Raw genomic sequence first — 14,210 nt, 5'->3', positions numbered from 1 at the left:
GCTCCTTACTTGACCAGAACCGGGCCGGAGCCGCGCGGCGGCTCGTTCTCGTTCATGATGCCCAGGCGACGGGCTACTTCCTGATAGGCTTCGACCAGCCCGCCCATGTCCCGGCGGAACCGGTCCTTGTCCATACGGTTTTTGGTCTCGACATCCCAGAGGCGGCAGCTGTCGGGCGAGATCTCGTCGGCGAGGATGATGCGCATCATGTCGCCCTCGAACAGTCGGCCGCATTCGATCTTGAAATCGACGAGCTGGATGCCGACGCCAAGGAAAAGGCCGGACAGGAAGTCGTTGATGCGGATGGCGAGCGCCATGATGTCGTCGAGTTCCTGCGGGCTTGCCCAGCCGAAGGCCGTGATATGCTCTTCGGAGACCATCGGATCTTCGAGCGCATCGGCCTTGTAGTAGAACTCGATGATCGAGCGGGGCAGAACGGTGCCTTCCTCGATGCCGAGCCGCTTGGACAGCGAGCCGGCGGCGACGTTGCGCACGACGATCTCGAGCGGAATGATCTCCACTTCCTTGATCAGCTGTTCGCGCATGTTCAGCCGGCGGATGAAATGCGTGGGAATGCCGATCTTGTTCAGATGGGTGAAGATATATTCGGAGATGCGGTTGTTGATGACGCCCTTGCCGTCGATGACATCATGCTTCTTCTTGTTGAAGGCGGTGGCATCATCCTTGAAGAACTGGATCAGCGTGCCTGGCTCCGGACCCTCATACAGGATCTTGGCCTTGCCTTCGTAAATACGGCGGCGACGGTTCATGGAATTGGTCTCTATCGTTACTGGAACGCCGGCATTTTTAAAAAGTCGGCGTCCGCTCAAAGGTGTTCAAGCGGGTGAATAGCCGAAATGAACGTCTTTCACAATCGGCGTCCGGGGTGAGAGGGCGCTTTTGCGCGCGCTTATGCGGAAACAATCAGAGGCGCAAAAGCTTGGCTTGCGCTTTTGGCGGCCATTTGATTTCCTCCCGCCTGCGGCCGTGCGGGCCGTGCGCCCGCAGGCGTGGCCGTGACCGGTAAAGGGAGACGACCATGACCATCATGCCCGATCGTGTACGTGCTTTCGAAAACAAATTCGCCCATGACGAGGAATTGCGCTTCAAGGCCGAGGCGCGCCGCAACAAGATGGTCGGCCTGTGGGCAGCCGGCCTGCTCGGCCATCCCGAACCTGATCTCTACGCTCGCGAGGTGGCAGCCGCCGATTTCGAGGAGCTCGGCCATGAGGATGTCGTGCGCAAGCTGAAGGCCGATTTCGAGGCCGCCGGTGTGGCGATCGACGAGGCGGACATCCGCGCCAGGATGGACGAGCTGATGCATGATGCGCTCAGCGAGGTCGATGAATTCTGATCACCGCCAGTCTTTGGCGATGGGCTGGGGCGCTTTTGCGAGGGCACGAACGCCGTGCCGCTCTACCCTACGGGCTGCGGCGGCTTGAGCTGGCTGAGGAAGCGGGCGAAGACCATGCTCCCTTCCGGCCAGGGGCCATGGCCCGACTCGCTGTTGAGATGGCCCGATTCGCCGGCATCCACCAGCAGCGAGCCCCAGGCATCGGCAATCGCCTCGGCATGCTCGTAGGAACCGAACGGATCGTTGCGGCTGGCGACGATCAGCGAGGGGAAGGGCAGGCGGTTACGCGGATAGGGTCCGAAGGTCATCAGATGCTTCGGCCGGATCTCGGCATTGGCCACATCCGGCGGCGCCACGAAGAAGGCGCCGGCGATCTTGTCGGTGCCGGCCTGTTCGAGCGCGTGAATGGCGGTCGTCACCCCCAGCGAATGGGCAACGAGCACCACCGGCTTGGTCGCCGCGGCGATTTCTTCCGCCACGCGCTGCACCCAGTCCTCGCGCACGGGCTTGGACCATTCCGCCTGCTCCACGCGCCGCGCGGAGGCGAGCTTGCTCTCCCAGCGCGTCTGCCAGTGGTCGGGTCCGGAATTGGTGTAGCCGGGAATGATGAGAATGTCTGCTTCTGAGGCTTTCATGACGGGCTCATCTGCGTCCGCCGTGCGGCGAAGTCAAGATCGCAGCCGAGATCACCGCCCCGGACACGCCCCGCTAGGCTTTTCGTCCGGCGAGGGCTATCCCCGCGCGAACAGGCGGAAATAGGAGCTGATCTTGGCCGCCGCATTGCTGGAGCGTTCCAGCCGGATGCCGATGCGATCGCCGCGCGACCAGTGGACGATGCCCTGCAGCAGGCCGACGGCCTCGGTGTCGAGGACGATCGGTGCGCCCTGGCTGGCGCCGATCGGACCGCGCAGCTCGATGCAGACCCCGCCGGGCGAGAGATTGAGCACCCGGCCGCGTGTCTGCGCGTCGTGGCAGCGGACCTGCCCTTCGATCCGGGCGGGCGATCGCGGTTCTTCACGACGGTTCTGATAGTGGCGCATGCTGGCTCCTCCCGCGTTCTCGTGGATCGGCGCGAAAAGCGGAAACCGGTTTTCGCGGCATCGATGTAGAAACAAAAGACGGAAGCATCAGGCCGCGTTCTGTCTCCGGTCCGATGCTCTGACGCGGGCAGACTTGCATCGCAGCGGTTGAGAAAGACTGTGCGCGAAAGCTGTATTTTGAGCGAGCGGTTGTTTTATTTTTACCGAGCCGCCGGCACCCCGCCGCAGACAGGCCCCCGCCGCAGACAGGCATCGCGGGCAGGGCATGAACCGAACCGGGGCATCGCGGTGGCGATGCCCCGCAGGGCCGATCAGCCGAAGACGCGGGCGAAGATCGTGTCTACGTGCTTGGTGTGATAGCCGAGATCGAACTTTTCGCGCAGCTCTTCCTCGCTCAGCCGGGCGCGGACTTCGTCATCGGCCAGAAGCTCGGTCAGGAAGTCCTTGCCTTCTTCCCAGACCTTCATGGCGTTGCGCTGGACCAGGCGATAGCTGTCCTCGCGCGAGGCGCCGGCCTGGGTCAGCGCCAGCAGCACGCGCTGCGAATGCACGAGGCCGCGGAACTTGTTCATGTTCTTCAGCATGTTGTCCGGATAGATCACCAGCTTCTCGATAACGCCGGCGAGACGGTTCAGCGCGAAATCGAGCGTGATCGTCGTATCAGGGCCGATGGCGCGCTCGACGCTGGAATGGCTGATGTCGCGCTCATGCCACAGGGCGACATTCTCCAGGGCCGGCGTCACGGACATGCGCACGAGGCGCGCCAGCCCGGTCAGGTTTTCCGTCAGCACCGGGTTGCGCTTGTGCGGCATGGCCGAGGAGCCCTTCTGGCCGGGCGAGAAGAATTCTTCCGCCTCCAGAACCTCGGTGCGCTGCATGTGGCGAATCTCGATCGCGACATTCTCGATCGAGGCGGCGATCACGCCGAGCGTGGCGAAGAACATGGCATGGCGATCGCGCGGGATCACCTGGGTGGAGATCGGCTCCGGCGTCAGGCCAAGCTTTTCGCAGACATGCTCTTCAACGCGCGGATCGATATTGGCGAAGGTGCCGACGGCGCCGGAGATCGCCCCGGTCGCCACTTCGGCGCGGGCATGGACGAGACGGGTGCGGTTGCGCGCCATTTCGGCATAGAAGCGGGCGAAGGTGAGGCCCATGGTGGTCGGTTCGGCATGGATGCCATGGCTGCGGCCGATGCGCACCGTATCCTTGTGCTCGAGGGCGCGCGCCTTCAGCGCGGCAAGCACCCGGTCCATATCGGCCAGTAGGATGTCGGCCGCGCGCACCAGCTGGATGTTCAGCGTGGTGTCCAGCACGTCCGACGAGGTCATGCCCTGATGGACGAAGCGCGAATCGGGGCCGACGAATTCGGCGAGATGGGTCAGGAAGGCGATCACGTCATGCTTGGTGACGGCCTCGATCTCGTCGATGCGGTCGACATTGAAGGTGGCGGCGCCGCCCTTTTCCCAGATGGTGCGAGCCGATTCGGCGGGGATCACGCCAAGCTCGGCCAGCGCGTCGCAGGCATGGGCCTCGATCTCGAACCAGATGCGGAACTTGGTTTCGGGCGACCAGATGGCGACCATTTCCGGTCGGGAATAGCGAGGGATCATGGCAATGCCGCTTTCTTGGAAAATCGGGTGGCTGCAGAGGGAAGGGCGGCGCGGCGGACCGGCGGCCGGACGTTGCGCGCCCTGATGGCGCGATGCTGTAGACCATCGCCGCGCGAATCACAATCTGGCGCGGCGCGTGGTTTGAACCCTGCCGGGATGCGGCCGGCGCGGGCGTCGAACGACCCGCGCCGGCGCCAGGCGGTCAGCCGCGGGCGGCCTCGGCATTGGCGCGCAGGGCGGCGATCTCGCGGGCATAGCCGCCCGGCTCCTTCGCGCCGAAAATCGCCGAGCCGGCAACGAAGACATTGGCCCCGGCGGCGGCCGCGCGAGCGATGGTGTCGCGCGCAATGCCGCCATCGACCTGGATCTGGATCGGCCGATCGCCGATCATCGCCTTCACGCGGGAAACCTTGTCCAGCGTCGCCTCGATCAGCTTCTGTCCGCCAAAGCCGGGATTGACCGTCATGACCAGGATCAGATCGACCGTATCGAGCAGGTATTCGACCGCGCTTTCCGGCGTTGCCGGATTGATGGCCACGCCGGCCTTCTTGCCCAGTGCCCGCACGCTCTGAAGCGAGCGGTGCAGATGCGGCCCGGCCTCGGCATGCACGGTGATCTGGTCGCAGCCGGCTTTGGCGAAGGCCTCGATGAAGGGGTCGGCCGGCGCGATCATCAGATGCGCGTCGAAAAAGGCGTCGGTCAGCGGCCGCAGGGATTTGATCACATCGGGACCGAAGGTGATGTTGGGCACGAAATGCCCGTCCATCACGTCGAGATGCACCCAGTCGGCTCCGGCGGCCATGGCGTCCTGCACCTCCTGCCCGAGCCGCGCGAAATCGGCGGCGAGAATCGACGGGGCGATGCGGATGGGCGGGGTATGGGACATGCGCGTTCTCCTCAGGCATCGGATCGACAGGCGGGATCGGTTATCCGATCGCTCCGATGCAAAACAAACAGGCGGAGCATCCGGCGGAAATGCGCTTTCGCTGCCATGCCGTGCGGATTCGCCGCCACCGGACACGGCCGGTTGTCGTCTCGCCGAAGCCGGCCAGGCTCGATCGTCCCGGCGCCGGATGCCGTTGCCCGTGCGCAATAGCATCCGCACCCCGGCGCGGCAATCTTTGCCTCGGGATCGCGATCCGCCTTCCTCCGGTCCGGTTTAGGCCAGTTCAGGTCAGGCTCGACCAGCAGGGCATGACGTCTCCCGCCGCCGGCGTGGCATCGTGCACGCCGCGCGCGATCGCGCGGGCCATGACAGCGCCGGAAAAGGCGGCGAGTTCCATCATCGCGTCCGCATCCGGCAGGCGCTCCGCAGCCGCGGTGGCCAGGCTGAAGACCAGGTCGCCATCCATCGGCGTATGCGCTGGCCAGAGCGCGCGGGCAAAGCCGTCATGGGCCGTCACCGCGAGGCGCTTGGCCTGGGCCTTGGTCAGCACGGCATCGGTGGCGAGAATGGCGATGGTGGTGTTGGTGCCGGGCTCCGGCCGTCCTTTGAGCCGCAGCGCCGTCGCATCCTCAGGCATCGGCGAGGGCCAGCCGAGGCCGGAAAATTCTTGCCCTTTCTCGAAGGGGGCAGCCCAGAAATGACGCGTGCGACCGACCGTCGCCGAGCCCAGCGCATTGACGGCGACCAGCGCCCCCAGCGTGAAGCCTGAGGGCAGGCGCAGCGACGCCGTGCCCAGCCCGCCCTTCAGCCCCGCCGTCAGCGCCCCCGTTCCCGCGCCGACGCTGCCTGTCGCCACCGCGCGCCCGGCCTTCAGCGCGGCCTGATAGCCGAGGTCGCGATAGGGCGGGAAGCGGCCCCAGCCCTTGTCGCCGCCGTTCAGGAGATCGAACAGAATCGCCGCCGGAACGATCGGCACCCGGGCCGGGCCGACGGCAAAGCCGCGCCCCATTTCCCGGAGCGCGCCTTGCACGCCGGAGGCCGCATCCAGGCCGAAGGCCGAGCCGCCAGACAGCACCAGCGCATCCACGCGCTCCACCGTGTTTTCAGGCAGAAGCAGATCGGTGTCGCGCGTCCCCGGCGCGCCGCCCATGACATGAACGGCGGCCACGCAGGGCGTGTCGCACAAGAGCGCCGTCACCCCGGATTTCAGTCCCTCATCCTCGGCCTGGCCGATCGTCAGCCCGGCGACATCGGCAATGCTGTTGGTCCAGTGCGCCATCGGTCTTCTCCTGCCATGCCGACTTTTTCAGGACACGGCGCAAATGGTTTGCCGGCTCACAGACATTCGCCTCGTGTCCCTTGTCCGGGTTTGGGGTCCGATACGCTAATCCGCCGCCGGTGAGGCCAGCTGAAACCTGTTGCCGCGCCATTCCAGCAGCCGGTAGCGCGATCTTGCCAACTCATGGCCTTCGGTGAAATGCACCGGGCCGAGCACGGTGGGGAAGGGATCCCTGACCAGCGCCTGGGCCAGCGGAATGCCCTCGCTTGCCGCGCGGTCCTTGGCGGTTTCCAAAAGCGTGGCGGCGGCATAGGCAGGCAGAACATAGCCATCCGGCTGCAGGCCGGCGGCGCGCATGGCGCCAACGACCGGGGCGGCATCCGCGCGTTCGGCCGGATCGGGCAGGCCGATGGCGAGCGTGCCCTCTGCCAGCGCCACGCCGGCATCGGCCGCCTGCAGCGCCTCGCCGCCCATCAAGGTCAGGGGGATCTTCTCCGATGCGGCATCGCGGGCGATGATGGCGATGTCGCTGCGGTCGCCGCCGACGAAGACATGGCTGGCGCCGCTGCGGCCAAGCCGCCGGACCAGCGCGATCTGCTGCTCCTGGCCGGGGCGGAAGGTGTCGGTGAAGGTCGCCGTCACGCCGATCTGCTCGAGCTTCGCCCTGACGGCCGCCACGAGTTCGCGCCCATGGATCGTGCCGTCATCGATCAGGCCCAGCGGCTGGTCGCGCCAGCGCGACAGGATCGCCTGGGCCGCCGCTTCGCCCTCCGTCCTGCCCGACGGCGCGAAGCGGAAGAGCGGCCACTGATTCTTCAGCGCGTCCTCCATCAGAATGTCGGAACGGACGCTGACGGTGATGGCGGGAATGCCTGTTTTGGCGAGATCCGGCAAAGCGGAGACCAGGCTTTCCGTGCAGAGAAAGCCGAGTGCTGCCTCGGGCTTGGCGGCGGCGAGCCCGGCGCGCAGGGCATCGTCATTGCCCTCCTCGCAGCGCTCCGGCACCACGATGATGGTGCTGCCGCGCTTCTCGGCCTCGAATTTCGCGCCGTCGATGATCTGCCGGCCGAGCTGGGCGAAGGGCCCTTGCGTCGGCGCCACCACGGCAAGCCGCAGGCCGGCGGCTGCGGCCTGTTCGGCATGGGCAAGGGGAAGGAGGCCTGCGGCGAGGAAAAGGCCCAGGAAAGGCTTCAGCATGGCGATGTCCAGAAATGCATGGCGCCCATTTTGCGCCAGCACGCAGGCAAGGTCAAAGAGAAAGCAGGGCGCGCCGCCGCGATCGCAAACGGAGCCGAGAAAAGCTCTGTGGGACGCTTTTTTCCGCATGGGAAAGATGTATGTCTCGGCAGGTCCGCAAGAATGGGCGCGGTTTGTCTTTCGCGCCTTCTCATCCTGCGGCCACGCCTTGCCAAACGGAGCCCTGAGGCCTTGACCCTTTCGAGACCCGACAAAGAGAGCTATCGCGATGCCATGAGCCGGCTCGCCGGCCATGTTCATATCGCCGCCGTCGATCATGCCGGCGAGCGCAGGGGCGTGACGATCACGGCGGCCTGCTCCGTCTCCGACGATCCCGCCACGCTGCTGATCTGCCTCAACACCAAAAATCCGAAGAACCGGCTGTTCCTTGAGGCCGGCGTCTTCTCGCTCAATCTGCTTGGCGCCGATCAGCTGGCGCTGGCGCAGGTCTTTTCCGGCAGCGAGCCGATCGAGGGCGACCGATTCGACCATGGCCGCTGGACGAAGCTCGCTACCGGCGCGCCGGTGCTGGAAGACGCAGTGGCCGCCTTCGACTGCCGGATCGTCGAATCGCGCGTGGTCGCCACGCACATGGTTCTGTTCGGCGCCGTCGAGGCCGTGGTGCTCGGCCAGCGCAATCCGGCCCTGGTCTATCTCGACCGCGCCTATCGGTCGCTTTGAGCTTCGGCAGGCTTTTTCGCGCTCGATCAGACCACGACATCCCAGCCGCATACAATTTTCCCCGTCGTGCCCTAGCTCATGGCGCAAAGGCATCGCGGACGGGCGAAAGGAGCGGACAGGCATGGTATCGGCTTGGATGGAGGCGGGGGATCCGCTGGTTATCGCCCAGCGCTGGGCGGGCGAGGGCCGGCGTGTGGCGCTGGCAACCGTCATCGACACCTGGGGCTCGGCGCCGCGCCCGCGCGGCAGCCATCTGGTGGTCGATCAGGACGGCAATTTCGAGGGCTCGGTCTCTGGCGGCTGCGTCGAAAGCGAAGTCATCACCCAGGCGATCGAGGTGATCGAGACCGGCGGGGCAGGGCGGCTTCTGGAATTCGGCGTTTCGAACGAAACGGCGTGGCGGGCCGGCCTCTCCTGCGGCGGGCGCATCAGCGTTTTCGTGCAGGATGTCGCACATTGACGGCCGGCATCATCGAGGCCGTCAATGGCGCGCGCGCCGCACGCCGCCCCGTGGCCACCGTCACCGATCTTTCGAGCGGCGCCATGCGCATGGTCCTGCCCGAGACCATCGCCGGGGACTGGCTGGAACCGGCGCTTGCGGATGCTTTCCGCACGGGAAAGTCCTGTCAGGCAGAAGACGGACGGCAGTTCATCAATGTCTATCTGCCGGCTCCGCGCATTGTTGCCGTGGGGGCGGTTCACATCACCCAGGCCTTGGCGGCGCTGGCGCCGGTCTGCGGTTTCGCCCTGTCCGTGGTCGATCCGCGCAGCGGCTTTGCCACGCCGGAACGCTTTGCCGGGGTCGAACTTCTGGTGGACTGGCCCGAAGACGCCTTTGCCGCGCAGCCGCTGGATGAATTCACGGCGCTCGCCGCGGTATCGCATGATCCCGGCATGGATGACCCGGCCCTGATCGCCGCCTTGAAAGCGCGCTGTTTCTATATCGGCGCGCTCGGCAGCCGGCGCTCGCATGCCCAGCGTGTGGAGCGGCTCTCGGCCGCAGGCGTTTCGGACGAGGATCTCGGCCTGATCCATGCGCCGATCGGCGTCGATATCGCCGCGGCCACGCCGCAGGAAATCGCCGTCGCGATCCTGGCGGAGATCATCGCGGCGCTGCGCCGGCCGGACAGGGCCGCCACCGGCCGCATCGCTGCACAGGCGCCGCGCGCGCGGGCGGCCTGTCTGGTCGATGGCTGAGCTTGAAAGGCGGGATCCGTCCCTGGCCTGGATTTTCTTTCGGCATCGTTTCTTCCGAAGATCGATCAGCACCTGTCGCTGCCGTGCTTGTCTTCCGGCTTGACGTCCTTTTCCTGCCGCGCAGGATGCGCCGGCCGGACCGACGGCAAAGACGGAGCGTGAGATCATGGATGATGAGGCAATTCGCGAGATCTTCGACAGTCTCGGTCCCGTGTCGATCCGGCGCATGTTCGGCGGCAAGGGCATCTATGCCGATGGACGGATCCTCGCCATCCTTCTCCATGACACGCTGATGCTGAAGGGCGATGGCGAAAGCGCGCCAAGATTGGAGGCGGCAGGTGCCGAGCGCTGGTCTTACGAGGGGAAGGGCGGAAAGACCGTGCTGATGCCCTACTGGACGGTGCCGCCTGCCGCCTATGACGATCCCGATGAGATGGCGGTGTGGGTGCGTGAAGCCTTTGATGCCGCCCTGCGCGCCGTGGACAAGGCAACGCCTGTCCGGCCTGCGCGGCAGCGGGGACGATCGCCGGCCGGCTGATCCGCGCATAAGCGCGCCGCATCGTCCCGATCTTGGCATATGTTTCGACAAGGCCGCTGAAGACGGCTCAGACCGGCCGTCAAATCGCCTCCTCCGGTCGCTCGACCGGCGCAGTTTTCCATCCAGCTGCGTGCCAGCTGAACTCGGGACGCGAGACGACCCGACAGGGCTATCCGCGGAGCAACAGCGCAAAAGTTGTCTGAGAAGCAGAATGCTTCATCATAGTCACGAAACGTCGAACGCCAGATTTACCATCCGAGGCCGTATTCTTTACTATGGCGCGGGAAAATCATCCGCATGCCAACGCTCGGGATGCTTAATGAATGCGTCTTCTCGGTGAAAGACGAGGCTGTTCCGCAACTGCCGGTGCGAAACCAAACGGCATCACCACGAGGATCGTTGCTGCAGCGCAAAATAGAGTATAGAACATCTTTATCTCCGCTCCGGTCTTGGTCCACGCTAAGGGCAAAATGAAAAGAACTGATCAAGGGTTCCTCTCAAATTTTCACTTTCTGCCCTCTAGAATCTGTGACAGTTTTCCTGTTTGAGTTGCATTGCACAGCATGCAATTAACTCGACTTCTATGAAAATATTAATATTCGAATAAAATGCGCTGAGCTAGGTGGCTTTCACAGGATTGTGTAGAGCCAATCCCACGAATTTTCGCTATGGCCTGCGCAGATTGATCGCACTGCCAGATGGCAGATCCGGAAGAACCCACGGGACGCGATCGGTTGCAAGCCAGCGCCGCGTGGCATCCAGGATGCTGAGGCAGCGTGGCTGCGCACATCCTCTCCAGGATGAGAGGCCGAGCCACAGCATCGATGACGTCTTGAGGACGTTTGGGATATCCATCGAATTGAACTGCCGTTTTCCCGAAACTATGCATAAATCTGACATAAGCAGCGAATAAGGCTGGCGCCGATGCCGTGTGGCCCGCTTTTCCGTGGCGTGATCGCAGATGCGGTGTCGTCACCAACCGGGAGATCGCGGGTCGGCGGGGTGCGCAAGGCATCAGCCCGAAAAGTGGGAACCGGTTTTCGGGTGAAGCTGATGCCAAAGCAAACCGGCGCATCAGCCCGACGAGTGGGAACTGGTTTTCGGGTGAAGCTGATGCAGGAACAAATGCCTGGAGCCTCTGACAATCCGGCTTTTCCGTCTGAGGCTTTCAGGAATCATGAGGCGACTATGGTGACGAGCTGGCGGCCGGCAGGGTCTGCGAGCGGCTTCAGGGGGCAGTGAATGTTGGGACGTCGTGATTTCCTTTCGGCGCTTGCCGTTGGGGCGATGATGCCGCGTCTGGCGCACGCCAGCACCGGCGGCGCCACCGTGCCGCTCTGGCCGGACAGCCCGCCGGGCGGCGGCGGGCCGGCGGGGCCGACGGAAACCAATCCACCCGGCACCTTCTTCAATGTCTCCGTGCCCACGGTCGATATCTTCCGTCCGGAGCGGCCGAATGGCAGCGCGGTGCTTATTGCGGCCGGCGGCGGCTACAAGACGATTTCCAATGGCTGGGAAGGCAAGGGCGCGGCGGACTGGTTCAACGCCCGCGGTGTCACGGCTTTCATCCTGACCTATCGGCTGCCGGGCGAGGGCTGGAAGGCCGGCGCTCTGGCACCGCTGCAGGACGCCCAGCGCGCCATGCGGCTGATCCGGTCCAATGCCGGCCGCTGGAATCTCGATCCGCAGCGGATCGGCTCGATCGGCTTTTCCGCCGGCGGTCATCTGATCGGCATGACGGCGACGCGCTCCTCCTTCCGGGCCTATGCGCCGATCGACACCATCGACACGATCTCGTCGCGGCCCGATTGGGCCGTGCTGGCCTATCCCGTGATCACCATGCAATTGCCTTACGGCAAGTCGATGTCGCGCCGTATCCTGATCGGCCCGGAAGCGGATGCGGCCCTGGTCAAGGCCTGGTCGGTGGAGACTTATGTCGGCCCGGATTGCCCGCCGCTCTTCCTGATGGATGCGCTCGATGATCCTGTGATCAACCCGCAAAACGGCGTGATCATGGCCGAGGCCTGCAAGAAGGCCGGGGTAAAGGCCGAGCTGATGCGGCTTTCGGCCGGCGGTCACGGCTTCGGCATGGGCAAGCGCGGCAGCCCCACGGCCGACTGGCCGCTGAAGCTCGAGTCCTGGCTGAAGCTTCAGGGCGTCGTCTCCTGAATAGGCGCACGCTCATCGCTCCAGGGGCGGAAAACCTGCATAATGCTCGGCATGCAGCCCGTTATGCCCCTCCATGCCCGGCCGCGTCAGGAGCCCGCGCGGATGGGCAAAGCTGGTGATGCGGCGTGCCGGCCGCTCGTGCCAGCCAATATTGACGGCCCAGAGCTTCGGGAAGAATTCCAGCGTCGCATAGGGAAGGTGGTCGTGAATCCACCAGGCAAGCCGGCGCCAGTCGCCGGGCTGCTGATGGCGATCCCAAACCCAGGGCACGACGATGCAGGCCATCGCCCCCTTGTGTCCTTCGGCGTCAAGCGCATCCCAGATATGGCCCGCCGCGCTCGCCGCATTCGACGCGCAATTCAGCCCATGGCGGTTGCCGAAATCGTTCACCTCCGGCGAGCGGTAGCCCGAGCGAATATGCAATCGGCCAAAGGTCTTCTGCAGCGGTTCGAGCAGCTGCTGGCAGAGCTGCGACCCGGTCTCGATCGCGCGATCGGGATCGTCGGGGATATTGGCAAATCCGTGAAGGCTGGCGATTTCCGAATGGAGGAAATCGCGCAGGAAGAAGCTCTCCGACAGGCGCACGCGCCCCAGCGTCTCCAGTCCACGCATGGATTTCGGGCGGCGCATCGCGACGCTCCTTCTGATATCGTGACCTGTCCCGCGCGGATCGCCGCCGTTGACGCTCAGTCGACAATCAGCCCGCCATGATAGTCCAGCCGATAGACCGTCCGTCCCGCGCGCTCGATCCCGGTGAAGCTGAGATAATCGCCGGTGCTCTCATCGATATAATCATACGGCGCCAGCGCGAACCGAAATCCGCCGAGAAACCGGCCCTCGCGATAGAGGGCGGACAGCGCCTTCTGGATGATGCCGCCGGCAAGCGTGGCATCGATCAGCGCGGGTTCGAGGATGCGGCCATAATAGTTCATCGCCCAGACGGGGCGATTCTCCTGCCAGACGCATTCCTGGCCGAGAAAGTCTGTTCCGCCGAATAGCTGTCGAGATAGCGCCAGCGGCCGGCCTCATAGGCCAGATCGTGCGATCCTGGGCGGCTTGAGCCTCTCTTTGCGCCGCCGCCCACATAGGTCGCGGCTTTCGCCTCGACGATGAATTCCGCGAGTTCCATGCCGGTGCCTTGAACAAAAAGTGACTATTAAGAGAACATAAAAAGATCTTTTGGGGAGATCAAGCTATATCTTGCCCCTGGTTTCCGCAGGGAGTGGCAGGGCCTGCCATCATGGGGCAGAGGTTGACAATTCGGTGACATGGTCTTAAAGACGCCGGCATCACCGGGCCGCAACGCCCGGTGTTTTCTTTGACATGTCCCGTGGAGTCTCCGGTCGCACCGAGAGAAGCCTGTCAGAAGGACGCGAGAGCGGACTTAAGAGGAGGGCGTGTTTCCTGACAAGACGGCCGGGATCCTGACGAACAGGATCGCCGGTGATAACAAGAGGAAATACGGATGAGCAAGCGCGCATCGTCCAAGTACAAAATCGATCGCCGCATGGGCGAGAACATCTGGGGCCGTCCGAAGTCCCCGGTGAATCGCCGCGAATACGGCCCGGGCCAGCACGGCCAGCGCCGCAAGTCCAAGCTTTCCGACTTCGGCGTGCAGCTGCGCGCCAAGCAGAAGCTGAAGGGCTACTACGGCGATATCCGCGAGAAGCAGTTCCGCGCGATCTATGACGAAGCCAACCGCCGCAAGGGCGACACCTCGGAAAACCTGATCGGCCTGCTCGAATCGCGTCTGGACGCCATCGTCTACCGCGCGAAGTTCGTTCCGACCGTCTGGGCTGCCCGCCAGTTCGTCAACCATGGCCACGTCACGGTCAACGGCGTTCGCGTCAACATCGGTTCCTACCGCTGCAAGGTCGGCGACGTGATCGAAGTGCGCCAGAAGTCGAAGCAGCTCGCTTCGGTTCTGGAAGCTGTCCAGCTCGCCGAGCGTGACGTTCCGGATTACATCGAAGTCGATCACAACAAGATGGTCGCCACCTTCGCCCGCGTTCCGGGCCTGGCCGATGTTCCCTATCCGGTCATCATGGAACCGAACCTGGTCGTCGAATTCTATTCGCGTTGATCTCTTGCATCTTCGCACTTGCGAAGTCGCGAAAAGCCGCTCAGGAATGGGCGGCTTTTTTTATTCTTCAGCCGCCGCCGCGACGAGGGACATCCAGCGCCCGCCCGCGCCGGCGCTTTTCAGACGCCGGAGAA

Annotated in this window: 15 protein-coding genes and 1 pseudogene; 7 read left to right on the top strand and 9 right to left on the bottom strand. The window is 64.4% G+C overall.

Annotated features, from left to right (window positions below):
• Nucleotides 1-5: 5 nt before the first annotated feature.
• Entirely contained in the window at nucleotides 6-770 is a 765-nt protein-coding gene (purC, locus tag BJF92_RS18095) for a phosphoribosylaminoimidazolesuccinocarboxamide synthase (protein ID WP_075636147.1), read from the bottom strand.
• A gap of 269 nt (nucleotides 771-1,039) precedes the next feature.
• Between purC and BJF92_RS18090 the strand changes: the two genes are divergently transcribed.
• A complete protein-coding gene (locus tag BJF92_RS18090) occupies nucleotides 1,040-1,354 on the top strand; it encodes a DUF1476 domain-containing protein (protein WP_075636146.1) in 315 nt (104 codons plus the stop codon).
• Between the two features lie 62 nt (nucleotides 1,355-1,416).
• Here BJF92_RS18090 and BJF92_RS18085 read toward each other — a convergent pair whose 3' ends face one another.
• From BJF92_RS18085 to BJF92_RS18060, 6 genes are all read right to left on the bottom strand, one after another.
• Complete coding sequence (locus BJF92_RS18085) at nucleotides 1,417-1,989, bottom strand: RBBP9/YdeN family alpha/beta hydrolase (protein WP_075636145.1); 573 nt, start codon at nucleotides 1,987-1,989, stop codon at nucleotides 1,417-1,419.
• 96 nt (nucleotides 1,990-2,085) lie between these two features.
• Nucleotides 2,086-2,394 (bottom strand): PilZ domain-containing protein, encoded by a 309-nt coding sequence (locus tag BJF92_RS18080; protein ID WP_075636144.1) that lies wholly within the window; start codon nucleotides 2,392-2,394, stop codon nucleotides 2,086-2,088.
• 311 nt (nucleotides 2,395-2,705) lie between these two features.
• A complete protein-coding gene (purB, locus tag BJF92_RS18075) occupies nucleotides 2,706-4,007 on the bottom strand; it encodes an adenylosuccinate lyase (RefSeq protein WP_075636143.1) in 1,302 nt (433 codons plus the stop codon).
• Nucleotides 4,008-4,209: 202 nt separating this feature from the next.
• Entirely contained in the window at nucleotides 4,210-4,893 is a 684-nt protein-coding gene (rpe, locus tag BJF92_RS18070) for a ribulose-phosphate 3-epimerase (protein ID WP_075636142.1), read from the bottom strand.
• 283 nt (nucleotides 4,894-5,176) lie between these two features.
• Nucleotides 5,177-6,172 (bottom strand): P1 family peptidase, encoded by a 996-nt coding sequence (locus BJF92_RS18065; protein ID WP_075636141.1) that lies wholly within the window; start codon nucleotides 6,170-6,172, stop codon nucleotides 5,177-5,179.
• A gap of 105 nt (nucleotides 6,173-6,277) precedes the next feature.
• The gene (locus BJF92_RS18060; protein ID WP_075636177.1) at nucleotides 6,278-7,369 is read right to left on the bottom strand and encodes a branched-chain amino acid ABC transporter substrate-binding protein; all 1,092 of its coding nucleotides are present in this window, start codon (nucleotides 7,367-7,369) and stop codon (nucleotides 6,278-6,280) included.
• Between the two features lie 273 nt (nucleotides 7,370-7,642).
• On the opposite strand from BJF92_RS18060, the gene BJF92_RS18055 reads away from it, so the two are divergent.
• The 5 genes from BJF92_RS18055 to BJF92_RS18035 all read left to right on the top strand — a co-directional run bounded on the left by BJF92_RS18055 (nucleotide 7,643) and on the right by BJF92_RS18035 (nucleotide 11,993).
• Complete coding sequence (locus tag BJF92_RS18055; protein WP_245294820.1) at nucleotides 7,643-8,089, top strand: flavin reductase; 447 nt, start codon at nucleotides 7,643-7,645, stop codon at nucleotides 8,087-8,089.
• Nucleotides 8,090-8,210: 121 nt separating this feature from the next.
• Complete coding sequence (locus BJF92_RS18050) at nucleotides 8,211-8,549, top strand: XdhC family protein (RefSeq protein ID WP_075636139.1); 339 nt, start codon at nucleotides 8,211-8,213, stop codon at nucleotides 8,547-8,549.
• Nucleotides 8,546-9,286, top strand: a complete 741-nt coding sequence (locus tag BJF92_RS18045; protein WP_075636138.1) for an XdhC family protein — start codon at nucleotides 8,546-8,548, stop codon at nucleotides 9,284-9,286. The genes BJF92_RS18050 and BJF92_RS18045 overlap by 4 nt, the downstream gene beginning before the upstream one ends.
• A gap of 166 nt (nucleotides 9,287-9,452) precedes the next feature.
• Nucleotides 9,453-9,824 carry a TfoX/Sxy family protein gene (locus tag BJF92_RS18040; protein WP_075636137.1) on the top strand — a complete coding sequence of 124 codons (372 nt, stop codon included), beginning with the start codon at nucleotides 9,453-9,455 and terminating at the stop codon, nucleotides 9,822-9,824.
• A gap of 1,242 nt (nucleotides 9,825-11,066) precedes the next feature.
• Nucleotides 11,067-11,993: an alpha/beta hydrolase gene (locus BJF92_RS18035; RefSeq protein ID WP_075636136.1), complete on the top strand. Its 927-nt coding sequence runs from the start codon at nucleotides 11,067-11,069 to the stop codon at nucleotides 11,991-11,993.
• Between the two features lie 12 nt (nucleotides 11,994-12,005).
• Here BJF92_RS18035 and BJF92_RS18030 read toward each other — a convergent pair whose 3' ends face one another.
• Together BJF92_RS18030 and BJF92_RS18025 are read right to left on the bottom strand one after the other, a co-directional pair.
• Nucleotides 12,006-12,623: a hypothetical protein gene (locus tag BJF92_RS18030; RefSeq protein ID WP_075636135.1), complete on the bottom strand. Its 618-nt coding sequence runs from the start codon at nucleotides 12,621-12,623 to the stop codon at nucleotides 12,006-12,008.
• Between the two features lie 56 nt (nucleotides 12,624-12,679).
• Nucleotides 12,680-13,122 (bottom strand): annotated as a pseudogene (locus BJF92_RS18025) (DUF5680 domain-containing protein).
• A 336-nt stretch (nucleotides 13,123-13,458) separates the two neighbouring features.
• Here BJF92_RS18025 and rpsD point away from each other — a divergent pair.
• On the top strand, nucleotides 13,459-14,076 hold the full coding sequence (gene rpsD / locus BJF92_RS18020) for a 30S ribosomal protein S4 (protein WP_075636134.1): 618 nt from the start codon (nucleotides 13,459-13,461) through the stop codon (nucleotides 14,074-14,076).
• Nucleotides 14,077-14,210: the final 134 nt, after the last annotated feature.

The organism is Xaviernesmea rhizosphaerae (genome assembly GCF_001938945.1).
Classification (GTDB): domain Bacteria; phylum Pseudomonadota; class Alphaproteobacteria; order Rhizobiales; family Rhizobiaceae; genus Xaviernesmea; species Xaviernesmea rhizosphaerae.
This window is presented reverse-complemented; position numbering and strand designations above follow the sequence as displayed.